This window comes from Synechococcus sp. BMK-MC-1 (genome assembly GCF_014279955.1).
Taxonomy (GTDB): domain Bacteria; phylum Cyanobacteriota; class Cyanobacteriia; order PCC-6307; family Cyanobiaceae; genus Synechococcus_C.
Window position 1 is genome coordinate 1,371,612 of the sequence record NZ_CP047939.1, and the last position, 22,609, is coordinate 1,394,220.

General features: G+C 58.6%; 24 protein-coding genes. 13 read left to right on the plus strand and 11 right to left on the minus strand.

The features are described from left to right. Positions 1–3 precede the first annotated feature (3 nt). The gene (locus SynBMKMC1_RS07740) at positions 4–765 is read right to left on the minus strand and encodes a hypothetical protein (RefSeq protein WP_186471311.1); all 762 of its coding nucleotides are present in this window, start codon (positions 763–765) and stop codon (positions 4–6) included. A gap of 78 nt (positions 766–843) precedes the next feature. Between SynBMKMC1_RS07740 and SynBMKMC1_RS07745 the strand changes: the two genes are divergently transcribed. Further along, the gene (locus tag SynBMKMC1_RS07745; protein ID WP_186471312.1) at positions 844–1,755 is read left to right on the plus strand and encodes a hypothetical protein; all 912 of its coding nucleotides are present in this window, start codon (positions 844–846) and stop codon (positions 1,753–1,755) included. Here SynBMKMC1_RS07745 and stpA read toward each other — a convergent pair. Further along, positions 1,709–2,920 carry a glucosylglycerol 3-phosphatase gene (gene stpA / locus SynBMKMC1_RS07750; RefSeq protein WP_186473378.1) on the minus strand — a complete coding sequence of 404 codons (1,212 nt, stop codon included), beginning with the start codon at positions 2,918–2,920 and terminating at the stop codon, positions 1,709–1,711. The two genes, SynBMKMC1_RS07745 and stpA, sit on opposite strands and share 47 nt — an antisense overlap. A 161-nt stretch (positions 2,921–3,081) precedes the next feature. On the opposite strand from stpA, the gene SynBMKMC1_RS07755 reads away from it, so the two are divergent. After that, positions 3,082–4,611: a hypothetical protein gene (locus SynBMKMC1_RS07755; protein WP_186471313.1), complete on the plus strand. Its 1,530-nt coding sequence runs from the start codon at positions 3,082–3,084 to the stop codon at positions 4,609–4,611. Here SynBMKMC1_RS07755 and SynBMKMC1_RS07760 read toward each other — a convergent pair. Together SynBMKMC1_RS07760 and SynBMKMC1_RS07765 are read right to left on the minus strand one after the other, a co-directional pair. Further along, positions 4,608–7,292, minus strand: coding sequence for an AAA family ATPase (locus SynBMKMC1_RS07760; RefSeq protein ID WP_186471314.1), 2,685 nt, complete (start codon positions 7,290–7,292; stop codon positions 4,608–4,610). The genes SynBMKMC1_RS07755 and SynBMKMC1_RS07760 overlap by 4 nt on opposite strands. Continuing rightward, the gene (locus SynBMKMC1_RS07765; protein ID WP_186471315.1) at positions 7,283–8,428 is read right to left on the minus strand and encodes a DNA repair exonuclease; all 1,146 of its coding nucleotides are present in this window, start codon (positions 8,426–8,428) and stop codon (positions 7,283–7,285) included. Before SynBMKMC1_RS07765 ends, SynBMKMC1_RS07760 begins: the two co-directional genes overlap by 10 nt. Positions 8,429–8,454: 26 nt before the next feature. Between SynBMKMC1_RS07765 and SynBMKMC1_RS07770 the strand changes: the two genes are divergently transcribed. The 8 genes from SynBMKMC1_RS07770 to SynBMKMC1_RS07805 are packed head-to-tail and all read left to right on the plus strand — an operon-like array spanning position 8,455 to position 15,828. Further along, complete coding sequence (locus tag SynBMKMC1_RS07770; RefSeq protein WP_255486094.1) at positions 8,455–9,687, plus strand: phosphotransferase enzyme family protein; 1,233 nt, start codon at positions 8,455–8,457, stop codon at positions 9,685–9,687. Position 9,688: 1 nt separating this feature from the next. After that, complete coding sequence (locus tag SynBMKMC1_RS07775; protein ID WP_186471316.1) at positions 9,689–10,270, plus strand: DOMON-like domain-containing protein; 582 nt, start codon at positions 9,689–9,691, stop codon at positions 10,268–10,270. Beyond that, positions 10,267–11,280, plus strand: a complete 1,014-nt coding sequence (locus SynBMKMC1_RS07780; protein ID WP_186471317.1) for a lytic transglycosylase domain-containing protein — start codon at positions 10,267–10,269, stop codon at positions 11,278–11,280. The genes SynBMKMC1_RS07775 and SynBMKMC1_RS07780 overlap by 4 nt, the downstream gene beginning before the upstream one ends. A gap of 47 nt (positions 11,281–11,327) precedes the next feature. Continuing rightward, a complete protein-coding gene (locus SynBMKMC1_RS07785) occupies positions 11,328–12,587 on the plus strand; it encodes an MFS transporter (protein ID WP_186471318.1) in 1,260 nt (419 codons plus the stop codon). Positions 12,588–12,596: 9 nt separating this feature from the next. Continuing rightward, the gene (locus tag SynBMKMC1_RS07790; RefSeq protein WP_186471319.1) at positions 12,597–13,274 is read left to right on the plus strand and encodes a hypothetical protein; all 678 of its coding nucleotides are present in this window, start codon (positions 12,597–12,599) and stop codon (positions 13,272–13,274) included. A gap of 28 nt (positions 13,275–13,302) precedes the next feature. Then, the gene (locus tag SynBMKMC1_RS07795) at positions 13,303–14,655 is read left to right on the plus strand and encodes an O-acetylhomoserine aminocarboxypropyltransferase/cysteine synthase family protein (RefSeq protein ID WP_186471320.1); all 1,353 of its coding nucleotides are present in this window, start codon (positions 13,303–13,305) and stop codon (positions 14,653–14,655) included. A 17-nt stretch (positions 14,656–14,672) separates the two neighbouring features. Then, positions 14,673–15,566: a homoserine O-succinyltransferase gene (locus tag SynBMKMC1_RS07800; RefSeq protein ID WP_186471321.1), complete on the plus strand. Its 894-nt coding sequence runs from the start codon at positions 14,673–14,675 to the stop codon at positions 15,564–15,566. Positions 15,567–15,585: 19 nt separating this feature from the next. Continuing rightward, complete coding sequence (locus SynBMKMC1_RS07805) at positions 15,586–15,828, plus strand: hypothetical protein (RefSeq protein WP_011933313.1); 243 nt, start codon at positions 15,586–15,588, stop codon at positions 15,826–15,828. On the opposite strand, the gene SynBMKMC1_RS07810 is transcribed toward SynBMKMC1_RS07805, so the two are convergent. Beyond that, positions 15,825–16,121, minus strand: a complete 297-nt coding sequence (locus SynBMKMC1_RS07810; RefSeq protein WP_011933314.1) for a hypothetical protein — start codon at positions 16,119–16,121, stop codon at positions 15,825–15,827. The genes SynBMKMC1_RS07805 and SynBMKMC1_RS07810 overlap by 4 nt on opposite strands. Positions 16,122–16,186: 65 nt before the next feature. Between SynBMKMC1_RS07810 and SynBMKMC1_RS07815 the strand changes: the two genes are divergently transcribed. Beyond that, entirely contained in the window at positions 16,187–16,747 is a 561-nt protein-coding gene (locus SynBMKMC1_RS07815) for an alpha-ketoglutarate-dependent dioxygenase AlkB (RefSeq protein WP_255486096.1), read from the plus strand. Here the strand turns inward: SynBMKMC1_RS07815 and SynBMKMC1_RS07820 are convergent. Then, positions 16,731–17,615, minus strand: a complete 885-nt coding sequence (locus tag SynBMKMC1_RS07820; protein ID WP_186471323.1) for an AEC family transporter — start codon at positions 17,613–17,615, stop codon at positions 16,731–16,733. The genes SynBMKMC1_RS07815 and SynBMKMC1_RS07820 overlap by 17 nt on opposite strands. Positions 17,616–17,713: 98 nt before the next feature. Here SynBMKMC1_RS07820 and SynBMKMC1_RS07825 point away from each other — a divergent pair, with 98 nt between their 5' ends. Beyond that, entirely contained in the window at positions 17,714–17,929 is a 216-nt protein-coding gene (locus SynBMKMC1_RS07825; protein WP_011933317.1) for a hypothetical protein, read from the plus strand. On the opposite strand, the gene SynBMKMC1_RS07830 is transcribed toward SynBMKMC1_RS07825, so the two are convergent. Genes SynBMKMC1_RS07830 through SynBMKMC1_RS07850 form a run of 5 tightly spaced genes read right to left on the minus strand, consistent with a single transcriptional unit; the run spans position 17,914 to position 22,168 of the window. Continuing rightward, complete coding sequence (locus SynBMKMC1_RS07830) at positions 17,914–18,657, minus strand: amino acid ABC transporter ATP-binding protein (protein WP_186471324.1); 744 nt, start codon at positions 18,655–18,657, stop codon at positions 17,914–17,916. The two genes, SynBMKMC1_RS07825 and SynBMKMC1_RS07830, sit on opposite strands and share 16 nt — an antisense overlap. Beyond that, on the minus strand, positions 18,654–19,640 hold the full coding sequence (locus tag SynBMKMC1_RS07835) for an amino acid ABC transporter permease (protein ID WP_255486097.1): 987 nt from the start codon (positions 19,638–19,640) through the stop codon (positions 18,654–18,656). The genes SynBMKMC1_RS07830 and SynBMKMC1_RS07835 overlap by 4 nt, the downstream gene beginning before the upstream one ends. A gap of 57 nt (positions 19,641–19,697) precedes the next feature. After that, on the minus strand, positions 19,698–20,198 hold the full coding sequence (locus SynBMKMC1_RS07840; RefSeq protein WP_011933320.1) for an HdeD family acid-resistance protein: 501 nt from the start codon (positions 20,196–20,198) through the stop codon (positions 19,698–19,700). 24 nt (positions 20,199–20,222) lie between these two features. Further along, positions 20,223–21,122 carry an ABC transporter permease subunit gene (locus SynBMKMC1_RS07845; protein WP_186471325.1) on the minus strand — a complete coding sequence of 300 codons (900 nt, stop codon included), beginning with the start codon at positions 21,120–21,122 and terminating at the stop codon, positions 20,223–20,225. Further along, positions 21,119–22,168 (minus strand): amino acid ABC transporter substrate-binding protein, encoded by a 1,050-nt coding sequence (locus SynBMKMC1_RS07850; RefSeq protein WP_186471326.1) that lies wholly within the window; start codon positions 22,166–22,168, stop codon positions 21,119–21,121. The genes SynBMKMC1_RS07845 and SynBMKMC1_RS07850 overlap by 4 nt, the downstream gene beginning before the upstream one ends. A gap of 111 nt (positions 22,169–22,279) precedes the next feature. On the opposite strand from SynBMKMC1_RS07850, the gene SynBMKMC1_RS07855 reads away from it, so the two are divergent. Continuing rightward, complete coding sequence (locus SynBMKMC1_RS07855) at positions 22,280–22,609, plus strand: hypothetical protein (RefSeq protein WP_186471327.1); 330 nt, start codon at positions 22,280–22,282, stop codon at positions 22,607–22,609.

Sequence of the window (22,609 nt, forward strand, 5' to 3'; positions counted from 1 at the left end):
CCATCAAGATTGTGCCGCCACGCGGTCGAGTAGCGCCACAGTTAAATCGTCGCCTTGGGTCTGAAGGTAGGCATACCCCTTTCCATCGGAACGAAGGATCGCTGCATACACGTAATTCACCCCCCGGGCATCTTGCTGACGAATGCGCCCGACGCAATTGTCGTCTTGTAGGAAACGACCCTGATAAGCCGCGACTTCACCGGCACCGTCATACGACGACACAGCCAGCCCCGCCATTTGCCATGCCGACCAGGTCTCACGTTGAATCACGGCATTCGGCGTCCAAGCTCCATTCGCGAACGTCATCCCCATCTGACGACTGAGCACGGTGCCATCCATTGCAGAGGGTTTGCAGGCGCCAGCAGGCTGGGGCAACCACTGCTCGGTCACGACATCACCAACCTTCGTGCTGATGCCAAAACGGGGGGTTCCCTGATCGGAGAGCAGCACACTGCTTGCACTTCCCTGCTGGTCACGGGTCACGGTGAGGCCGCAGGCGGACACTCTTTGCCAACGCCCCTGATAGCGGGTTTCGCTGTAGCGGCGCCCGACGCGCAGAAAGCGTCGACCACGGACCGATCCATCCTCCAACCAGGTTTCAAGCTGCAAACCACCTAAAGGTGCCTCGCCACGCTGGCCTTGGCGAATCACCAGATAACTGCCGGGACGAGGAGCGGCACACTCCATGGGTTCCGGTTGATTCGCACGCACCGATGCCGGCACGAAAACAGTCAAGGCAATGGACCAACACAACAGCGAACGCATGCTCACGATTCCACTGAACTCAGTGTGCAGACTTCGGAGAGTTGAGCCATCATCGTTCAGCGATCTGAGGCTTCAGTTGTGCGCATCTGGCCGCTGATAGCCCTCGGTGTGTTCGCCGGGATCGCCGGAGGGATCAGTGCCCGCCTCTTCAGTGGTGGATCGATGCACTGGCCGGAGCTGCCTGCCCAACTGATCTTGAATCCGCGCGAGGAGCCACCGCCGCAACCTCCATCACGCGATGAAATTGCGCGCTTCGTGCCTGATCAACGTGCCGAACTCATTCGCGAGAACGGAGATTCCATCGCTGTTGAATACAGCAGCGTGATTTTGGATCCGCGCTGGATCGATCTGGAATTTTTCGGAGGTTGGAACCGGGAATTCGAAGCCAACGAGGACTCAGAGGCCCTGCTTTTTTTCACCGGCCCAACCTTCGAGAAACAATTCGGTCGCGGGGACTTGGATATGGCGCTCCATGGCGATCTGATGCTCAGCAATGGAACCTGGCGAGCTGGAAACCGAGCAGCGGCAGCGGGCCGGGCCTACATCGCTGTTTCTGAAAACGGAAACCTGGAGTTCGGCTACGGGGATCTCACACCGAGCCGAGAGGAGAGATTCCGTCTTTTCATTGGTGGGTTGCATGCCTTCAGTCACAAAGACCAGATCCCTCCAAGCAGCTATCGCGGTGTCTACGGAGAGATGCGGCTTGCCGACGTACGCATCGTCTATGCACTACGAAGCGATGGCGCGCTTGAGCTGATTGAAACCGCCGATGGCGTTCATTTCAATGATCTCAAGCTGCTGGTGGAGCAGCGCAACTTCAAGGCAGCCTTTCTTCCAGACCATGCCTCGAAATCCCGGCTGATCGTCCCGGGCCTCCGTCCTTGGAGTGAGGAGCAGGCCATCTGGGTGAGTGGGGGCAAACCCTCAATCACCCAGCTGCCCTTCATGCTGAGGGTTCTGGCCCGTGATGCGCTTCCGCAAGTGCAATGAACCAGTTCACGTAGCGCTCCGGTCCTTCAGGAATACAAACATCAAACCGCAGTGAGTCGTTTGGATCACTGATCCCTTCGAGAGAGCCATCCAGTAGGGAAGGTCGATCCACTTCCCCAGCGCTGCTGTCCACGAGAACGACACGGTTGCAGTGCCCATAGCTCTCACCGAGCTCCTGGAGAAGGGTGAGAAATCCGCGGTCACTGCCACCGCGTAACCATCCATCCCCTGAAGGGCAGGGTGTTGAAGTCACAGTGTCACCGACACCAACGAGGTGTGGCATCTGGTCTTGGGCGATGCGCTCATGACAGAGCGCAAGCAGTGCCCCATGGTCGTGGGGAGCTGTACGCACGTTGAAGTCGTCACCCAACGGTGCCGTACCGGTGCGATCGGCAATGTGGCGATTGATCAGCACCAGCAAACCAACTTCCTTGATCGCTCCACGCAGCATGAACTGAATGTCGGTGCTCCCCACATCACCGGCCTCCGCTGGTTTAAGGCGTTCGACCCCCTCCTGATCACGTCCAAGGTTCGGAGCCACATGCAGAAAGAAGGAGTTCGCCAGGCCTTCGGCTGCAGCCATCGCCATCAGCTGATCCATGAGCTCCTGAAGCATCACCTGCAACTGCCGTTGCCGTGCCACATCATTGGGAATCAGGCTGAACAGGCTGTTGAGATTGATGGTGGGCGAGACCTGGGTGTCGAGGATCGCGCGCTCAATCTCCGCGGCGATGGCCTCGTTTCCAAGCTCAGGCATGACGGAGGGAAGTCTCTCGGCAAGAAGACCCTGCATGCGCGTTGGCACATTGGCGAGAAACGTCATCTCGGCATCACTGACACCCGGATGGGTGAGATGCCCGTAACAATCTTGCAGCTGCACACCACCAGCTGCCAGTCCTGGCAGGTAAAGGCCCTCCCGTGCAGCCGTTTCGGTGTCACCAAGGGCAGCCTCCACAAGCCGGTTCACACCACGGCGGCCTTCATGCTCACCGTTGGTCAGCACCTGAAAGCGCCCCTTCAACGTCGCTGCTGCTCGCACGTAATCGGCCGGCATCCTGCGGGTGAGCGGGTCCTTCACCAGCGGCATGCACACTCCGTCGAGGTCCTGAACAATCAACAGATCCGAACTGGCGAGCAGCTCCTCTTGAAGTTGGGCGAGATCCATCCGAAACACCTCGATCGCTGAACCGGTCGTCACGATCCCACGATCAGCCCATCCAGCCAATCACGCCCAGCAGAGCAAAGACGGCAACTGCCAGGATTTAAACGAGGCCACTGCCTAGTGTTGAAGATCAAGGCTTGATCACAGGAGACTGCGCCGATCGCATGGACACGGCCCTGAACAGCAACGGATTCTTCCCTCGCAGCTTGGATGCCGACCTGGTGCGGCAACGCATCCGCGAGCTGGAAGCAGGGAAGGTGGGTTTTTACAGCGTGGGGTTGTACCCCGCCTCACTCGCTTACAACTGCGCCATGCAGCAAGAGGAACCTGCTTCATTGCTTCTGGCGGCCCGCCCTGGCAGACAACTTCTTGGGGCCTTCTCCCAGGAAGCCCTCGAAGGCATGGACCCAGATCACGTTGCCACCGTGGAGCGGATGGGAAGCCATCTTCAGAACGGTCAGCGCTGTCCGAACACCCTGAAAGACCTCTTGCTGCGCTGCGAGCTGGTTGTGCTCAGCGCAAACAGCAATCACGTGGAGGAGGATCTGCAGGAAGCCTGCCGCTTGCGTGCGGAACTCGGCCGTGACCACGTGGTTCTTGCCTGCCTGGCTGGGTCATTCAGCCATGACCACATCGCCAACGAGTCGTATGTGCTGTGTGAGAAGGTCCCCAACCTGGGATTCTTCTCCGGATTTCATCGCCACGGGGCACTGCGCAATCCCCACGACAGCTTCACCGCCAATTTCTGCCATCCCAGCGCCCTCACAGCCCTGCTGGCAGCACGAATGCTGGATCGCCTCTCTCCGAATATCCAGGTATCGCCTGGGGTTCACAACGTCGAAGGGCAATACATCAAAGCGGCCAAAAACATGGCGTCGGTGTTTGCCGGGTTTGGCTACACCTACCACTACGACAACCCTGGGGTGCTGCCCACCTTGCTCACCCTGCTGCTGGATCAATGCCTCGATCAGGCAGCCACGGTGTCGATGGCACGCCGAAACAGGCAACGCCTCTACAACCGCCAACCGTTCCCCCTCACCGAACTCGGCTACGGCGTCCAGAGAATCGAAGCCGCTCTTGTGAGAGGAGGGGATATGGAGAAGGTGCGCGATCACACGTTTGCCCAACTCACAGCGATGGTCGCCGATGTGCGCGGCAGCATGATGCGTCCTGTTTCCGGAAAGCCAACGCGCAATTTCCAGGCAGGCCAAGTGCTCGCCGAACACATGCGCGTGGAACAACGCTGCCCAAACTCCATGGAGGAATTGGAAAGCTGGTGCGAAGACGCTGGCTTACGCAAAGGGGGGCTTGAGGGACTCAAGGCCCTGCGCTACTGGCCTCAGATTGCCAGGAAGTATGCGATTCCAGTGCATGACGCGTCCATGGTCAACTTGCTGTACATGGCGATTTACGGCCAATCCAGCACCAAGGATGTGGCCTTTTCGGTGATGACCGAAAGCCGCGAGCTCTCGAACTACTGCCAGGAATCTGTTCGGCCCACCCACAGCCGTCGCTACGCCGAAGCACTTCAAAACCTCGATCAGTCAGAGGCGATGGACTTAGTGGTCAATGCTGTGATTGCTGACAATGCTCGCCGTTTGATTAGAGACGACTCCGGTGTGGAGGAGACGGAGGCCAACGCCGAACCCCCCGCCTATCTCAAAGCGATGAATGTGATCGAAAATGCGCTTTAAACCGTTGGCTCAAGAGGCGGCAGCATGACGCAGGCATCAGCGATGTCGCGATACGGGTCCGGATCACAACTCAGAACCACCACCTGAAGCCCAAGATCAACAGCCTTCCGCAACATGGTGAGCACTGAAGCCAACCGCTTCGGATCGGTGTTGGTGAAGGCATCGTCGAACAGCAGGGGTAGGCAACCGTCATGACTGCTGCGGAGCGTGTCGGCGATCGCCAAACGCAGAGCGGCATTGAACTGCTCCTTCATGCCTCCGCTGAGCTGGGCGAACTCAAATAACCGCCCGGATCGTTGCAATTGCAGCGCATTCAAACCCTTCGTGGGATCCAGATTGAGCTCACAACCATCAGAGGCCTCCAGAAGCAGGGGAGCCAGGAAGTGATTGATGCTCTGCTTGAGGGGCATGGAATAGCGCCTGGAGAGATCGCGTCGTGCCTCCTGGAAACGCCTCAGCAACAGCTGGCGTGCTTCCGCCACCAACGTTTGCTGCTGTTCAGCCCGGATCGCCAGATCCATCGCGGCTGCAGCCTCCTCGACCAGCGCGTGCAAATCGCTGCGCCCGAAACGATCGCAGCGCTCCAGCAGCCCCCCCTGTTCACGATTGAGATCTTCACGCCGACGGGCGAGGGTCAGCTCTTGCTGTTCAAGAGCGGCCAACTGCTTGTCAACATCAGCCTCCCGCTCCAAACCAGCCTCAGCAGTGAGCGCAAGAAGCTTGGACTGCTGAAGACAGATGGTCTCCATCAGACCATTCAGCTCCTGCTGAATCTGTGCCTGTTCACCGTGAGAGTCGACAAAGGTTTGCCGCTGTTGGCGGCGCTGAAGCTGTTGGGCTTCCTGGCGTTCAACCGCGACGCGTCGCTCCTGTTGGTTCGACTGAACAGTGCGCAAGGTCCGCTCCAGTGCATCGAGCCCCGCGCGAAGCGCCCGGGTCTGATCTTGAACGGATTTGTAGGTGGCCCGGCAGTCGAGAAGTGCCTGATCCAAAGCCGCGGAATCCATCGTGAACGCTGTCTCCAGGCCAAGGTCCTGCTGGAGGGCTGAGCGTTTTTGCTGCAGTGTTTCCAGGGATTCGGTCCCGTCAGCATGGGCTGGATGCTGCTGATCCAACTGCTGGAGGCGCGCTGTGACCAGAGCGAGCTCCTGGCTGAGTTGTTGCCGTTGGAGGAACTGCTCCTTGGCCTCCTCCAGGGATTGGGCGCCCCATTGCCGCAGCCCTTCGTTGACTTGGGTTTGGAGTTGGGAGCGTTGTGTGGTCAGCGCAGCGATGCCAGTGCCCTCTCCGGGATTCACCTGCACCATCACCCCCTCACCGACCTGCAGCCGAAATGGCCCGGAACGCTGCAGTGTCTGTCCCTCAGGCAACGCGACACCATCCAGCACCACCTCCTGGTCAGCCGCTTCCAGGTGAATCGACGACGCCATACTGTTCAGTCGGATCTCCAGTTCGCGAAGCCGTTCCTGCCAACCTTGCAGGGCCGACAGAGCCTCGCTGGTTTGGCTCGGAGCAGCAGCAAGCTTGTTTTGGAGTGATCCCTGTTGCGCGAGCAGGCGAGCCCGCAGATCGGCACGTTGTTGATAGTCGCGAATTCGGGTTTCGAGGGTTCGGATCTCCTGCTGCCGACGCAGTGCATGACCGCGCTCCTCAAGCGCTTGTCGCTGCTCTTCCAAAGCGTTGAGAGACGCCTGCCTGGCTTTGAGCTGTTCGGACTGCTGGGCGACCTGGTCTCCCGCTTTCTCCAGGTCACGGCGATGGGCCTGGATTGAGCGGTCTGTCGACTCCGTTTCAGCATCGAGAGACATCAAAGTCTTGAGCTGCTGCTTGCGCTGTTGTTCCTCCTGAATGAGCGGCGCCAGCGAACGCTGCAAATCGCGCAAGGTGGTGAAGCGTCTGCGCTGTTGTTGAAGTGCTGGAGCCTGGACGGTCTCAAGATCTCGGAGCGCCTGCTCATTGCGATCGAGCTCTTGGCAGGCCGCTTCGTACATCTCAAGCTGTTGACACGCATCCCGGTGCCGCTGCTCAGCCTGCTGTAACTCCTGGCGTCGCTTCCAGAGTTCGCTTTGCTGCTTGACACCACGCGAAGTGAAGCTGGAGGCGACCAACACCTCGAGCTGATCGTGAATGTGTTGATCCAGGGGTGATTGCAGGGAGTCCGAAGCCTGATTCTCCAGGGCAGCAATGAGGCCGTTGAGGTCGTAATGGCTGCCATCGAGATCGAGGAGATTGCGGCCTGCAAGTCCTTGCATCACCCAGAGATGAGCCCAACGACTGGGCAGAATTCGATTGACCTGTCGACTGCCGATGATCTCTTCGACACCGAGCAGTGCAGCCAGGCGATCCTCCGCATCTCCACCCAAGTGCGCGGGCTCCCCCAGCCGGCTGAGACGGCAGGTGCCACTGGAACCACTGAATGATTTCTGCAGCGACCAGTGATGCCCCTGGGATTCGAAGTCGAGCTCTATCTGGGGATGACCGGCATGCACCGTAGAGCGCAGATCACGCATCGCGGCACCGGTCGCTGTGGCACGCACGAACAGCGTGCGATGCATGGCCTCCACCAGTGAGCTCTTTCCGGTTTCGTTACCACCGCCAATCAACGTCAACCCCGGCGCAAACGCCACCTCCAGTTCTCGATGGCGGCGCACACTCTCCAGCCGGCAACGAATCAGGCGCATGGCGAGTCGACGCAGAGCTGATGGAGTTCGATCAAAGCCTGCTCGATCAATGGGTCACCATCCCCCTCGAGCTCTTGTTTCAAACCGGCAGCAATGCTGCTGAGGAGCGGACCGTCGCTCCGGTTTAAGCAGTGATCGAGTTCACCATCGATTGGATGGCGGCGCAGTTCACCTCGCAAGCGCAGGTGCAGAAGCTGTTCGGAAAGCTCATCGACCATTGCCTGCAAACGACGATGGGCGTCCAAACCAAGACGTCCGTTCAATTCAAGTCGCAGCAGATCGCGGCCCGCACGGCTGCCGATGCAGGCATCAAGTTCTTGGTTCAAGCGTTCCAGATCGGGAAGCCCCTGGAGCTGCATGGTGATCCGATGCCATGCCACCCGCCCAGTCGTGATCGTTTGCACCCGCGGATCGTCCCCCCGCATGAGGTCGGCAAGAATCACTTGCGATCGCTGATCCTCTGGCCCCGCCGGGAAACGATCAGGCTCCGGCGTACCGCTGTACCAGGCATTGCTCTGAACCTGCATCAATCCATGCCAGTCACCAAGAGCGATGTAATCGACCTCTCCTGGAGGAAGTTGCTCAAGGTTCAAGGCATTGACATCAACCCCAGAGCCGAATCCCTGCACCGATCCATGGGCCAGCAGAACGCGTGGAGCCTCTGAATCCAGGTTCTGCCAGTTGAGCTGTTCAATCCAGCGCATCGGCCCGACATTGTCGTGCCGCCGAAGCAAGGGACAAGGCAGCAGGGTCACCCCCGCTCGGCTCGTGGGCTCAGGTTGGGTGAGAAGCTCCAGATTCGGGGCCCGCTCCCGCATCCGGCGCAAAAGATCCTCTCGACGCCAGATGCCCCCGGCGCCGCCATGGTCGTGATTGCCGGGAATCACCAGGACAGGGCACGGCAGCGCACCGATCAGCTCCATCACTTCCAAAACCTCAGAGGCCGGAACGGTGGAGGAATCAAAAAGGTCGCCTGCCACGAGCACGGCATCCACCGATTCGCTGCGGGCCACATCGCCGATGCGGCTCACGACCTCAACGCGTTCCCGCTGAAGACGAGCTTGTTTCTGAGGATCAGAAATCCAGCGGTAAGGCTTGCCGATCTGCCAGTCAGCCGTGTGAAGAATGCGGGGCACGCGCTCCCTTGATGCCGTCGGAGCCCATGCTGCCGCCTCCCCGGCTGTTTTTCCGCACACTCTTCACTGGCAAATCAGGGAGAAGACGGCATGGTTTCGCTGTGAGACCCAGGCGATACACCGTGACCAAGGCTCCCTCAGGCTCCAGCTCCCCCCTGGAGACCATTGCCGGACTGTTCCATCCACCGGAACAGATCAAGGCAATCAATCAACTTGGAGCTGGAAACGTAAATGACACCTTTCTGGTCACCCTCGAGGGAAACGCTGCAAGGCAAGCCTTCGTGATGCAGAGACTCAACACGGATGTGTTCGAGAGCCCGGAACTGGTGATGCGCAATCTCCTGCGCCTTGGTGATCACGTCGAGCGGCGACTAGCGCAAGACCCCCCTGAACTTTTGGGGAGACGGTGGGAGATTCCCAGGGTTCTGCCCACCCTTGATTGCGACGGGCACTGGGTTGAGCACGAGGGTGAGTTCTGGCGCTCGATCTCCTACATCGGAGCGGCCACAACCGCCGATGTGATTAAAGATGAGGCCCATGCCTGGGAGCTGGGTTACGGGCTCGGGATGTTTCACCATTTGATCAGCGATCTGCCCACTGAGGAACTGGCAGACACCCTTGAGAATTTCCACATTGCACCGGCGTATCTGGATGAGCTCGATACCGTTCTCGATAGCTCGTTGCCCATCACTGACGCGCGGGTGACTGACGCGCTCGCCTTCGTGGATGCGCGCCGTGAAGGACTCGATGTGCTTGAACAGGCTTGCGCCAGAGGGGAACTGAAACGCCGCCCTATTCATGGAGATCCGAAGATCAACAACGTGATGATTGATGATCGCAGCGGGCATGCCGTGGGATTGATCGATCTCGACACGGTGAAGCCCGGATTGCTTCATTACGACATCGGCGACTGTTTGCGCTCTTGCTGCAACCGCCTCGGGGAGGAAACCACAACGCCTGAGAAGGTGGTGTTCGATCTTGAACTCTGCCGCTCGATCCTGGAGGGGTACCTCAAGGTGGGGCGATCCTTTCTCAGCGATGACGATGTGCGCTACCTGCCAGCGTGCATCCGCCTAATCCCCTTGGAATTGGGTCTGCGTTTTCTCACTGATCACCTGTCAGGCGACTGTTATTTCAAAACGGAGCGAGCCGGCCACAATCTGGATCGGGCTTGGGTGCAGTTCGCTCTCGCGCGTTCAGTGGAGCAACAGTGGGATGAGCTGGTGTCCTTGATCAACAGCCTTCAGGGAGGGAACTGACATGGCACGCCATCCCGTGATGGTGCGTCAGGTTTGCCCGCTGGTCCCGTTCTCTGCCAACACATCCCCGCTGCTCCTGGCCAGTGCGGAATTCGTTTGGGAAGAACACAACACCCTCGAATTGAGCTTCAGCCTGAGGCCATCCCAATCGGGTCAGCCGCTTCCCAGGCTGGATTACAGGGATGCAGCGCTCCGCTCGAACCAGCGCGACGGGCAGCGCCTCGATGGGCTCTGGAAACACACCTGTTTTGAAGCGTTCTTTGCCCTGCCAAACCGCGACCGTTATTGGGAACTGAATGCGTCACCCAATGGCGACTGGAATCTTTACCGATTCGAGACCTATCGAGGTGAGGGGACCCGCGAACAAACGTCTGCACCACTGATCCACTGGCAAAGCTCCCGGTGGGATTGCCGCTGCACCATCGCGTTGCCTCTTGATCCCTGGTGGACTGCGGTTCAACTTCCTGAGCTAGCGATCGCGATGGTGCTTGAGGACATGGACAACAACCTCAGCTACTGGGCTTTGTCTCACCACGGAGACGAGCCAGACTTTCACGACAGGCGTGCCTTTCTCACCGCATGACCAGGTTCCTGATCCGTCGCCACCGCTGGACGACTGTGCTGCTCGGTCTGCCGATTCTGTTTACACCTCTCACCGTTGCCTGCCGGCCGCTGAACACACCAACGTCGGAGCGTCCAGAAGCCGTCAAGCCAACGGTGGCTGGCACCAGCATTGAACTGCCAACCCGCTCAGGCCTTCCAGTGGCACCGAACGGGCGCCATTACCCCCTGGTTCCGGTCGAGGCCAACAGCACAGCAACTCTTCTGGTTGGCATCGAAACCGCCTTGGTGGATCCGAACCACGATCCAGCGGAGATCGCTCAACTCGCCCATCAACAGCAGGTCATCTACCGAGTGCTGTCCCACCAGCCTGCAGTTGCTGCAGCGGTGAGGGATCAACTGCCTTCGCAGCTGCAATGGGTGTTCGATCAACACATCGCAGCAAGACGCTCGTTCCTGGCCATGCACCGCGGACCGGCATCCACGACCCTGCCGGCGTGGCGCATCCAGAAACCTGCCTCGCAGGATGTTCTTCTCAAGGCCTACCGAAGCGCAGCGACCTCCACCGGTATTCCCTGGGAGGTGCTGGCTGCTGTCAATCTCGTAGAGACCGGAATGGGCCGGATCGATGGTGTGTCTGTCGCCAATGCGCAAGGGCCCATGCAGTTCCTCCCGACCACCTGGGCCGAGCCGGGAATTGGCCGAGATGGAGACATCCGCGATCCGTGGGACGCCATCCATGCAGCGGCGCGTTATCTGGTGCGACGTGGCGGCCTCAAGGACATCCGCCGCGGTCTCTGGGGATACAACAACAGTGATCATTACGGCAAGGCCGTGATGCACTACGCCGCATTGCTCCAACGGGAGCCACTCACCTATCGAGGCCTCTACAACTGGCAGATCCATTACGCCGCCTCTGCAGGTGACCTCTGGCTGCATGAGGGCTATGCAGCCTCGTCACCTGTACCCGTGAGCGTGCATCTGAAGCGGTATCCCCACAGTGCCCCCCCTCAGCGTGCAAAACCCAAATGAACTCTTCGCGATAGCGACCAGACAACGATCGTTCCTCGCTCTTGAACGTGACCACTGAGTCAACTGGCAAGCCTTCGCCGATCGCTGCCGCGATCGGCAACACGGTGGAGTGGTTCGATTTCGCTGTGTATGGCTACTTCGCGGAGTCGATTGGATCAGCCTTCTTCCCACAGGATTCACCCACCCTGCAATTTCTGAGCGCCTTCGGGGTGTTTGCCGCCGGCTACCTGATGCGCCCAATCGGGGGTCTGTTGCTCGGCCCCATCGGCGACCTCTTCGGACGGCGAATTCTGCTACTGCTGAGTGTGGCCATCATGGGCAGCTGCAGCCTCTTGATCGCGCTGCTGCCCACAACAGACCAGATCGGTCCCATCGCAGCCGTGTTGTTGGTGCTCCTGCGGATGATTCAAGGTCTTTCTGTTGGTGCGGAGTACTCGAGCTCAATCGCCTGGAGTGTGGAGACATCTCCCCAACAAGCGCGTGGATTTCTCGCCAGCGTGACTGCAGCTGGGGCCACCGTGGGCTTCATCTCCGGCTCGCTGGTGGCCACCGTGATTGATCACTTCATCCCGATCACCGCCATGAATGCAGGGGGCTGGAGAATCCCATTCGTCATCGGCTCTCTGCTGTCCCTGCTAGCCCTGATGCTGCGCAGATCGATTCAGGACAGCCGGCCTGCCGGGGCTTCGCGTTCGATTGCCGGTCAGTGGCGTCAAGTGATGGCGGACTGGCCAGCCATGCTGCGCCTGATGGGAACCGTGGGGGTCGCTACGGCGGTGTTCTACGCCGTTGGGGTGTACTACGTCGACGAGGCATCCAGGCTTGATCCAAGCAATGCATCGCTTTACAACGGTATTAACACGGTCGTTCAGATCGCTGGACTTGGCATGGCGCTCCTGGCAGGGCGCTGTGCCGATCGCTTTTCTCCCCTTCCTCTGGTGCGGCGCTCGCTGCTGATCAGCGTGGTGTTGATGATTCCTGGCCTGCTGATCCTCGCCAAAGGAGGAACGATTCACTTTGCGATCGGCCAGGCCATGGTTCTGCTTCCAATCTTTTTCTATTCCGGGGTGACTCCACTGCTTCACCCGCTGTTCTTCCCTGGGGGGTCGCGATGTGCAGCTTTCTCCTTTTCCTACAGCCTGGTGGTGGCCGTCATCGGAGGCACCGCACCGCTGATCTCCACCTGGCTGAAGGATCTCAGGGGCTGGCCCAACGGTCTCATTCTCTACTTGCTGATTCTGGCGATTCCTGCGTTCTGGGCCTGGTCGACAGGCCCCCGGCATTTACGCTTCGAGGAACAGGACTGAACAAGCTGCGTGGCCAAGGAACTCACCCATCGCGCCGATGAACTGGCTGCTCTCGGTTGGTCAGCGGAAGACGTGAACCGCTACGCCGAGCTGTGGGACTACAGGCAGCGCTGGGGTGCGATGAACCTCGAACGGGAAGACCGTCTGTTTTTGCGCAAGGCAGAAGCAGCGCTCCCAGAACTTGTCACTGGCAAGGCCGCGGCGAAGAAAAGCACCAAAGACAAGTCGTACTACCGCTGGCTTGCTTTCCATCTGGATGCCATGACAGCGTCGGAGGCACAGATGTCCCTCCCCGAAGGAGCCAGGGGGGCATGGCCGATCCTGCTCGAGGAGGAACTGCGGCTTCTTGACCACTATCAGCCCGTCCTTGGCCTGCCCGACACCCTGAAAGCCAAGGCCTTCGATGCATTCCGTGAGCTGATGGCTGAGCAGGCCGCTGCGCTGCCGGTGGAGAGCATGCAGATGGGCCGTTACGACTTCCAAAACGCTCTGCTTGAACTCAAGGAGAAAGAGAACAGCAAATGGCGCCACCTGCGCGAGCGCAGTGGAGAGCAGCCCTATCCGATTCTGTTGCAGGGTTCTGTCGACAACTTCCGCGCCGACGTGCGCAGTCAGTTCACCCCCCTGCTGCGTGAGACTCTTCCGTCGCTCAAGGACAGCGACAAGCCGGAACCAAGCGAAGATTGAGTCGGGGCAGCACCGCCTGTGGCTAGAAATGGAGAAAGACAGCAGTGACGTCGTGACGGATCAGCGATTCGAAACTCTCCAGCTCCATGCAGGTCAGGTTCCAGATCCCACCACGAACTCCAGGGCGGTTCCGATCTATCAGACCAGTTCCTACGTGTTCAACGACGCCGAGCACGGCGCCAATCTCTTCGGCCTGAAGGAATTCGGGAACATCTACACCCGGTTGATGAATCCCACCACCGACGTGTTCGAGAAGCGGGTGGCCGCTCTGGAAGGGGGAGTCGCTGCCCTGGCGACCGCTTCAGGTCAGTCCGCTCAGTTTCTGGCCATCACCAACTGCATGCAGGCTGGAGATAATTTTGTCTCCACATCGTTTCTCTACGGAGGCACCTACAACCAGTTCAAAGTTCAGTTCCCTCGCTTGGGAATCAATGTGAAGTTCGCCGAAGGGGATGACGTCGACAGCTTTGCAGCACAGATCGACGAGAACACGAAGGCGATCTATGTGGAAGCCATGGGCAATCCACGCTTCAACATCCCCGATTTTGAGGGACTTTCAGCCCTTGCACGGCAAAACAACATCCCCCTGATCGTGGACAACACGCTCGGGGCTTGCGGTGCTCTGCTTCGGCCCATTGAGCATGGCGCGGATGTTGTGGTGGAAAGCGCCACCAAGTGGATCGGTGGCCATGGCACCAGCCTTGGCGGCGTGATTGTGGATGCCGGCACCTTCAACTGGGGCAACGGCAAGTTCCCTCTGATGAGCCAGCCAAGCGCCGCTTATCACGGACTCATCCACTGGGACGCCTTCGGCTTCGGCAGTGACATCTGCAAGATGCTGGGTCTCCCTGACAACCGCAACATCGCCTTTGCCCTGAGGGCACGTGTGGAGGGACTGCGGGACTGGGGGCCTGCAGTCAGCCCCTTCAACAGCTTTCTGCTTCTCCAGGGGCTCGAAACGCTGAGTTTGCGTGTGGAGCGCCATGCACAGAACGCCATGGCCCTTGCCTCTTGGTTGCAAGGCCATCCCCAGGTCTCGGACGTCAGCTATCCCGGACTGCCCGGTGATCCATACCATCCAGCGGCAAAGAAATACCTCACCGGTCGCGGCATGGGCTGCATGCTGATGTTCTCGCTCAAGGGCGGCTACGACGATGCTGTTCGTTTCATCAACAGCCTGAAACTGGCCAGTCATCTGGCCAACGTTGGCGACGCCAAGACCCTGGTGATCCATCCAGCTTCAACAACCCACCAACAGCTCAGCGAAAGTGAACAGGCTTCAGCCGGAGTCACCCCCACCATGGTGCGGGTCTCGGTGGGTTTGGAACACATCGACGACATCAAGGCTGACTTCGATCAGGCCCTTGCATCAGGTGATTGATGGAGAGGCGTAGCTGAATGGCGCTGATCCTCCCCCCCAACTATCACAAGATCACAGCGGTTGAACGCAACCGAATCTCATGGATCGAACCAAAGGAAGCTGAACGACAGGACATTCGTCCTTTGCGCATCGGCATTCTGAACATCATGCCGCTGGGAAAGCAGTATGAATTCAATCTGTTGCACCCCCTCGGTCTCTCAGTGCTCCAGATCGAGCCAATCTGGATCCGTCTGCAAACCCATGCTTACAAAAGCTGGGACCAGTCCCATCTCAACGACCTGTACGTGAGCTGGGAGGAAGCCCTCTCCCAGGGACCTGTCGACGGTTTGATCATCACAGGTGCACCTGTGGAACATCTGGCCTTTGAGGATGTCACCTACTGGAAAGAATTGGTCGCCGTGGTCGAGGAAGCGCGCCAAACCTGCGCTAGCACTCTTGGGCTCTGCTGGGCCGGATTTGCTCTGGCCTATCTGGCCGGTGTGAACAAGACGGCTTTCAAGCGCAAGTTGTTCGGGGTCTATCCCCTGCGCAGCCTTGTTCCAGGTCACTCATTGATGGGAACGCAAGATGATCAATTCCTCTGTCCCCAGAGCCGCCATGCCGGCTTGCCCGACGCAGCCATGGAATCAGCACAACGGCAGGGACGGCTGCGCCTGCTCGCCCACGGTGAATCCGTCGGTTACACCATTTTCGAAACCCCGGATCAGAGGCAGCTGATGCATCTCGGCCATCCCGAATACAACGTCGGCCGGATCATTGCCGAGATGGAGAGGGACAAAGCCCGTGGCGACGTACCACCGCCTGAAAATTTCAATGCCGACCATCCCAGAACGCTGTGGCGATCCCATCGCAATTTGCTGTTCCAGCAGTGGCTCTGGTTTTGCTACCAGCGCGTTTCACTGCAGGGATAAGCAGCCTTTGAGCCTTCTGATGCATCCACTTGATCTCTATGACCAATGGCGACGACGCTTGCTTCGTTGGCTTCCTGTTCGCCAATCCTTTGACCGCTCTCCCGATGCTGTAGCGCCCCATGGCTCTGAGGATTGGTTGTTGGAGCCCATCGATGCCGAGGAAGCCTGTCGACTCTTTCCGCACCTTGAAAAGCAACGCGCTGTTGTTCAATATCAGAAGCTGCGTTTGCAGATGCGAGAGCAGGACGGGCGCGGATTTTAAAGCGAAACCGTTTCTTTGGGTGACTGTTGGGCTTCCTTCGGTTTCGCCGCAGCCCGGTTTAACTCACGCTCCAGTGCTTCCACCCGCCGCTCGCGCAGGCAATGCCGACAGCCCCCTGTGGTTTGCAGATGCTTTTCGGGAGTAATGGTGATGGGCTGAACAGGATGCTTGCGGCAGCGGATTTTTATCGGGCTCTTGTAGCTGCGCCACTGGATCTCCGAGTAATCGAAACGATCACCGAAGCGCTGCTTCGCCCGCTCCAGAAAGAGCTCGAGGGTAATCCGTGCTGCCATGGCGGCAATCTATGGACGAATGGATTCAACGTTGCTCTGCTGTTATCCGTCTTCACGTCGACACCATGAATTGGTCCCTTCACTCCCGCTGGCTTTCGCCGGATCGCTCTCAGGAATGGATGGAGCGCTGCAATCGGGACATCAACTGGGAGCAGACGGATGTCAGGGTGTATGGCCGATGGCACAAGGTGCCAAGACTCACCGCATTCCTGGCGGAACGGTCGGTGACCTACCGCTACAGCGGTGCCCTTCACCACGGAACTGGCTGGCCTCAGTGGTTCCTGCCTCTGCTCGAGACCATCTCAAGCCAATGCAACGCCCCATTCAACGGGTGCTTGTTCAATTGGTATCGAAACGGCGAAGACCGAATGGGCTGGCACGCCGATGACGAACCTGAGATCGACGCATCCTTTCCGATCGCCTCACTCTCGCTTGGAGCAACACGCGATCTTCACTTTCGCCACCGGCAAACGGGGCAGCGACACAATCTTCCCCTCTGCGATGGCGACTTGTTGCTGATGGATCCTGCATGCCAAAGCCTTTGGATGCACGCACTGCCAACGCGACGCAAGATCACAACGCCGCGACTGAATCTCACCTTTCGTGTTTTCAGAACAAACGATTGAGAACGACACTCCAGAGAGGGACGCTGACCAAGGCAATGAGCGTGCTGCGCAGGATCAACTGGGCGGATGCGGAGGGATCGCATTGCTCAGATTCCGCCATCAACAACACGGAGATCGCTGTTGGAGCCGCTGCCTGAAGCACCAAGGCTTTCTTGGCAAGAAGAGACAGAGGAAGGGGCAGACAGATCAGGACCATCAGAAGCGGAAACAGCAACAGCTTGCACACCAGAGGAGCGTGCAAACCGCTTAGCGCCGTCGCGCGCGCGCGCGCAGCGATGCTTCCCAAGCGCATCCCCACCACGGCAAGTGCCAGAACGATCACCACCCGCGAAGGCAACCAAAGGCCTGCACTGATGACGTCATGCCATGGCGTGGCCATCACGATCAGAGCACCGATCAAACCCCGCGTGGCAGGGCTCGCCATGAGATGACTGGCCAATGCCCTCCAGTAGCCACCATGACCGTGATGGTTGCTCTGGTGCAGCCAGAGAGGGCCCAGTCCCCAAGCCAGCAACGTGGCTCCGAAGTCATACCCGATGCTGACTGGAAGTGCCTCAGCGGGAAGCAATGCCAAAGCAGCGGGGATGCCGAAGTAGGCCGTATTGCCGATGCAACTGGCCAACTGTTGATCAGGCATGGCCCAGGCATCCGTGATGAACCGACTACCCCGCAACAGAAGCAGCATGAGCGCGATCGCTGTCACGGACAGCAACGCCATCAACAGAAGGGAGCGGTTGAGCCCACCGTGAAGGAGCAACCCCATCAGGCTCACGGGAACGCCGTACCGCACCAAAGGTGTGGCCAGAGGAGTGATCCATTGCGGACGCCAACGGCCGATCAGAGCTCCGACCAACAGGCAGGGAACCATCTCCCAGAGCAGCCTCAGCACTGTGCACCCCCGGCAAGAACCAACCCGAGCACCTGGCCTTGTGCCAAAATTCTCACCGTCCTTGCTTGACCGGCAGCATGACCGTGGCTGCGCCGTCCTGTTTGATCCAACAGCATCTCCTGCAACTCAGCACTGCGCTGATGGAACGCTGTGAGCAGCTGCAACTGCATCTGTCCGAACAGATCGACCAACTGCCCCTCGGCAATGAAAGCTGGCTGCAGACGGAGCGTGAGCTGGTCGCCGCTGAACGCGCTCTGGATCGCCTGCATCATGCGTCTCAGTGGGCCATCTGATTGAGAAAACGTTGAGAGCGTTCTTCCTTGGCATGGGTGAAGAACGTTTCGGCATCGGTTAGCTCAACAACCCGTCCTCCATCCATCAACAACACTCGGTCAGCCACCTCACGGGCGAAGCCGAGTTCATGGGTGACCACCACCATCGTCATTCCATCGGCAGCCAGTTGACGCATGGCATCGAGAACCTCTTTCACCCGTTCAGGGTCCAGGGCACTGGTGGGCTCATCGAACAGCATCAACTCTGGATCCAAGGCCAAAGCCCTGGCAATGGCGACGCGTTGCTGCTGTCCACCACTGAGCTGAGCTGGATACTTCAAGGCCTGATCGGCGATTCCCATCTGGTCGAGCAACGCGTGCGCTCGGCGTTCTGCCATGGGCTTTGGGACCGACTTCACTTGAATCGGCGCCAAGGTGATGTTCTGAAGAATGGTGAGATGGGGAAACAGATTGAACTGCTGAAACACCATGCCCACACGACGACGGATTCGGCGGATCTGACGCTCGTCGTGATCGCAATCAAGGGGGATGCCCACCACATCCAGGGAGCCGGAATCAATCGATTCCAAACCGTTAAACGTGCGAATGAGCGTGCTCTTCCCTGAGCCCGAAGGCCCCATCACCACGAGAACCTCGCCATGGCGAACGCTGAGACTGACATCATCGAGAGCGTGAGTCCCGGCAGCAAAGCTCTTGGTGACGGACTCTGCGCGAACAGCAACAGTCATGAACGGCGGGTTGCAATGAGATTGGAAGGGTCTTGGCGCTCAAACTGGCGCGCCATCAGTGCCATCGCTGTGCAGAGCAACCAATACAGGGCTGCCAACCAGACATAGACCTCAAGGTGCCGACCGATATAAGCCGGATTGGCGAGCAAACTCTGGCTGATGCCCAGCAATTCCACTAAACCGAGAATCGCCATCAAGCTGGTGTTCTGAAGCAGTCCCACCGCCTGGTTGGTGAGTGCAGGGACGGCGATGCGTAGAGCCTGGGGAAGAATCACTAAGCGTTGAATCTGCCAGGGGCCAAGTCCGAGAGCTGCTGCTGCCTCGCTCTGTGTTGGCGGCACCGCCTGCAACCCTCCTCTCACATCCTCCGCCACATAGGCAGCTGCAAACAAGCCAAAGGCCACAACGGCACGCAGCACACGGTTGATCTCAATCTGAACAGGAAGAAATAGCGGCAACAAAAGCTGGCCAAAAAAGAGAACAGCAATCAACGGAACAGCACGCATCCCGTCGATGTAAATCTTGGAGAGTTGGCGCGCTGTGGTCAGCTCGCTGCAGCGCCCTAGGGCGAGAAGAACACCGAGTGGCAGCGCGATCACTCCACTGAATACGGTCAGCAAAAGCGTCAGCACAAGGCCTCCCCAGAGACGGGAGGGCACGGGATCCAGCACACCACCACCAGCCAGAAGCCAGAGCCCGAGGGGCATCATCAACAACCAGCTCCAGGACAGGATCGTGCTGTTGAGGCCGATCCCTCGTCGCAGGAGTAGAGGCTGGGCCAACGTGAAGAGCGTGAGCAGCAGCAGCGAACCAAGCCAAAGAATTGGCCTCCATCGCGACGCCTCCGGGTAGCTGCCAATCGCAAAGAGCGGCAGATTCCCCGAAACCACCGACCAGTCGGCTCGCTGCACAAGCCAGAAGCCTGTTGACCAGAGAGCCCAGGCGATGAGTGCCAGGAGAACGACACTGAAACAACTTTGCAAGGGATGGCGACGAAAATGACGCAACCCAGCGCGAAGGGACGACGACCTCGTCAAATCTCAGACACCAGGCTGATTGGACGGAGACCGGAACAAATTCAGCGCTGAAAGGAACAGGGCGACACCGAAAAGGGTTCCAAGGGCCCAGAGGCTGTCGGAGGGCCACTCAAGAACCAACAGCAAACCCAAAATGGAGGTGACAACACCATCCACAACCGTCAAACCAGCCGCAGCTCCAGGGGTCGTCGCACCTGAGGCTAGTTCCATGACCCCTTCAATCAGAAGCAGAACACCTGCAAACAGCGTGAGGCTGATTTCACTTTCGATCGGATCGAGCAGGATGAATACGGCGCCTCCGATGTACAGAAGCGCAGACAGCACACGGAAGAGCTTGGCCTGTGTGGAGGCCTCAGAACCCAGACGAAGAAACTGTCCGATCCCAGCGGCGAAAGCAATGCCTCCGATGCCAATGGTCAGCAGCGTGGCGGAAACGAAGGGGAGAAGAATGGCAGCAACAGCCGCAACAACGAGAAGTACAGCAGCAATACGGCGTGAGGTCATGGCTCCAACCAGGGTCGCCGAATGTTAAGTGCGTTGACCCTTGTTGAGCACAGCGTGATTGAAGATCTGCATGCTTCCGTTGATCAGCAGGTTGAGCAGAAGAAAGCTCAACAACAAGAGCAGAAAGCCTTCGATGGCACGTCCGGTCTGGGTGATGGCCGTATCACTGACGGCATAAAGATCGGCGTAGCCCACCGCGATCGACAAGGTGCTGTTCTTGGCGAGGTTGAGGTATTGGCTGCTGAGAGCCGGGAGAATGGCTGGAAGGGCCTGAGGCAAAACCACACTTTTTAGCCCAAGCCCCTCACCGATTCCCAGGCTGCGGAACGCTTCCCACTGTCCCCGCGGCACGGCATCCAACCCCCCCCGCACCACCTCAGCGATGGAAGCTCCGGTAAACACACTGAGTCCAACCAAAACAGCGGCAAATTCAACGCTGAGATTGAGACCCATCACGTTGATGGCCTGGTTGGAAATCCGGATCAGTGCCCCAAGCGGAGCGAGCGGTTCGGATGGCAGGCCCAGGAAAGCCACGAAATACCAAAAGAGCAGTTGCAGAAGCAGAGGGATCTGACGAATGAGCCCCACATAAAGACCAGCGAGCGCGCTGAACAGTGGGTTGTTGCTGCGAGAAGCAGCGCCTGCCACAACGCCCAGCACCGTGGCCAGAGCAATGCTGCAGGCGATCACCCGAAGACTGTTCAACCAGCCCATCAAGAGGGCCCAGGCCATGCTGTCGCTGGGTTGGAACGGCAGAAGATGCTCACTAATCGCAAATCCCGCTGGCCTGCTGAGCCAACGGAAACTCAACCCCAACCCTGTACGGATCAGGTTGACGGTGAGGTTGTTGATCAGAATTCCAGCCAGCATGAGCACGGCCGCCAACAGAAGAACCTGGATCCACCAGCGTTGACGCCGCGTCATTGGAATGGCGGAGCAATCAAAACACCACCGTCTCGGTGCAGCTGATTGAGTCCTCGCGGGATGGGCACAGCACTCTGCGGACCGAGATGGCGGTTATAAATCTCGCCGTAATTGCCGGTGGCCTTCAACACACTGACCACAAAATCATTCGGAAGACCCAGTTTGGATCCAAGCTCTCCCTCAACCCCCAATAAACGCCTTAACGCTGTTTTGCTGGGATCGTTGATGGCCTCCTGAAGCTTGGCATCCACATTGTTTTGCGTGATCCCCATCTCCTCAGCGGTCACCAGGGCATACACAACCCAGCGCATGGCATCAGCTAGGCGCTGATCTCCACCGGAGGAGAGGGGAGCCAAGGGCTCTTTGCTGAGCACCTCAGGCAGGATTTGATGATTGCCCGGCTGTTCAAAGCCAGAGCGCGCTGAGGACAGTTGCGAGCGGTCGGAAGTCATCGCTGCGCAACGTTTCTGCAAGTATCCCGCCACAAGCTGATTCAGATCCTGATATTTGACTGGCTTGTAAGGAATTCCCTTGGCCTGAAATACATCGTTAAGATTCTGTTCTGTTGTGGTTCCAGAACCAACACAGATTGTTTGATTTCTGAGGTCCTCGAGCCTTTTGATGCCGGAATCCCGGCGTACCAGAAGACCCTGACCATCGTGAAAAACAACTGGGGCAAACGCAACGCCATTTCCCCCCGATGCATCACGGCTGAGATTGAAGGTGGTGTTCCTTGAAAGAAGATCAATTTCACCCGTTCTCAAGGCCGTGAAGCGCTCAGGAGCCGTCAAGGGTCTGTACTCAACCTTATTGGCATCTCCCACAAAAGCCGCCGCAAAGGCTTTGCACATGTCCACATCCAAACCTGCATAGCGACCCTCTCGGTCGAGAAAACTGAATCCAGGAATTTTGCCGCTGACACCACAACGCAACTCCCCCCGTTGCCGAACCAGATCCAGGCGGGAAGCGCCCCCTTCTCCGAGCGTGGCACAAGCCTGCAAGCCGACCAGCAAGACTCCGAATGAAAGACAAAAACCCTGCTTCATGAAGACGCCCTGAGCCAAAGCCAGTGTGTCAGAGGTTGCACACAACGATGGCTGTGATTGCAAATCCCAACCGAAAGCAGATTGAATGAGCGCATCTTTTCATTCAATGGAATGCTCCGATCCCATCGGGGATCAGTTGCGGCAGTGATCCTTGGGGTCTGCCTCAGTGTTTCGCCCTCTGTCGCCTGGGCCTGGGAGATGGGAGATCGCCAGGCCTACAACAACAAGATGGCCATTCTCAAGGTCATTCTCGAAAGTGCAAGGGAGCGAGCCATTGCCAGCGATGACCTTGAGACGATGTGTCTCATCATGAGCATTGGCAATGATGTAACCGAAACCTATTTGCGGGTTCGTGCTGACGACGCCTTGATCCAGAAGCGGCTCAAGGGCATGCGCAACGACCTCACCGCTTGCCTGGCACTGCTCTACAACCGTCGATGA

What these genes read in the sequence shown, in the direction of transcription:
- SynBMKMC1_RS07740 (WP_186471311.1), bottom strand. Translation starts at nt 765, where the DNA reads ATGCGTTCGCTGTTGTGTTGGTCCATTGCCTTGACTGTTTTCGTGCCG.
- stpA (WP_186473378.1), bottom strand. Translation starts at nt 2,920, where the DNA reads ATGGATCTCGCCCAACTTCAAGAGGAGCTGCTCGCCAGTTCGGATCTG.
- SynBMKMC1_RS07755 (WP_186471313.1), top strand. Translation starts at nt 3,082, where the DNA reads ATGGACACGGCCCTGAACAGCAACGGATTCTTCCCTCGCAGCTTGGAT.
- SynBMKMC1_RS07760 (WP_186471314.1), bottom strand. Translation starts at nt 7,292, where the DNA reads ATGCGCCTGATTCGTTGCCGGCTGGAGAGTGTGCGCCGCCATCGAGAA.
- SynBMKMC1_RS07770 (WP_255486094.1), top strand. Translation starts at nt 8,455, where the DNA reads ATGCTGCCGCCTCCCCGGCTGTTTTTCCGCACACTCTTCACTGGCAAA.
- SynBMKMC1_RS07775 (WP_186471316.1), top strand. Translation starts at nt 9,689, where the DNA reads ATGGCACGCCATCCCGTGATGGTGCGTCAGGTTTGCCCGCTGGTCCCG.
- SynBMKMC1_RS07780 (WP_186471317.1), top strand. Translation starts at nt 10,267, where the DNA reads ATGACCAGGTTCCTGATCCGTCGCCACCGCTGGACGACTGTGCTGCTC.
- SynBMKMC1_RS07795 (WP_186471320.1), top strand. Translation starts at nt 13,303, where the DNA reads ATGGAGAAAGACAGCAGTGACGTCGTGACGGATCAGCGATTCGAAACT.
- SynBMKMC1_RS07800 (WP_186471321.1), top strand. Translation starts at nt 14,673, where the DNA reads ATGGCGCTGATCCTCCCCCCCAACTATCACAAGATCACAGCGGTTGAA.
- SynBMKMC1_RS07805 (WP_011933313.1), top strand. Translation starts at nt 15,586, where the DNA reads ATGCATCCACTTGATCTCTATGACCAATGGCGACGACGCTTGCTTCGT.
- SynBMKMC1_RS07810 (WP_011933314.1), bottom strand. Translation starts at nt 16,121, where the DNA reads ATGGCAGCACGGATTACCCTCGAGCTCTTTCTGGAGCGGGCGAAGCAG.
- SynBMKMC1_RS07815 (WP_255486096.1), top strand. Translation starts at nt 16,187, where the DNA reads ATGAATTGGTCCCTTCACTCCCGCTGGCTTTCGCCGGATCGCTCTCAG.
- SynBMKMC1_RS07820 (WP_186471323.1), bottom strand. Translation starts at nt 17,615, where the DNA reads ATGGTTCCCTGCCTGTTGGTCGGAGCTCTGATCGGCCGTTGGCGTCCG.
- SynBMKMC1_RS07825 (WP_011933317.1), top strand. Translation starts at nt 17,714, where the DNA reads ATGACCGTGGCTGCGCCGTCCTGTTTGATCCAACAGCATCTCCTGCAA.
- SynBMKMC1_RS07830 (WP_186471324.1), bottom strand. Translation starts at nt 18,657, where the DNA reads ATGACTGTTGCTGTTCGCGCAGAGTCCGTCACCAAGAGCTTTGCTGCC.
- SynBMKMC1_RS07840 (WP_011933320.1), bottom strand. Translation starts at nt 20,198, where the DNA reads ATGACCTCACGCCGTATTGCTGCTGTACTTCTCGTTGTTGCGGCTGTT.
- SynBMKMC1_RS07845 (WP_186471325.1), bottom strand. Translation starts at nt 21,122, where the DNA reads ATGACGCGGCGTCAACGCTGGTGGATCCAGGTTCTTCTGTTGGCGGCC.
- SynBMKMC1_RS07850 (WP_186471326.1), bottom strand. Translation starts at nt 22,168, where the DNA reads ATGAAGCAGGGTTTTTGTCTTTCATTCGGAGTCTTGCTGGTCGGCTTG.
- SynBMKMC1_RS07855 (WP_186471327.1), top strand. Translation starts at nt 22,280, where the DNA reads ATGCTCCGATCCCATCGGGGATCAGTTGCGGCAGTGATCCTTGGGGTC.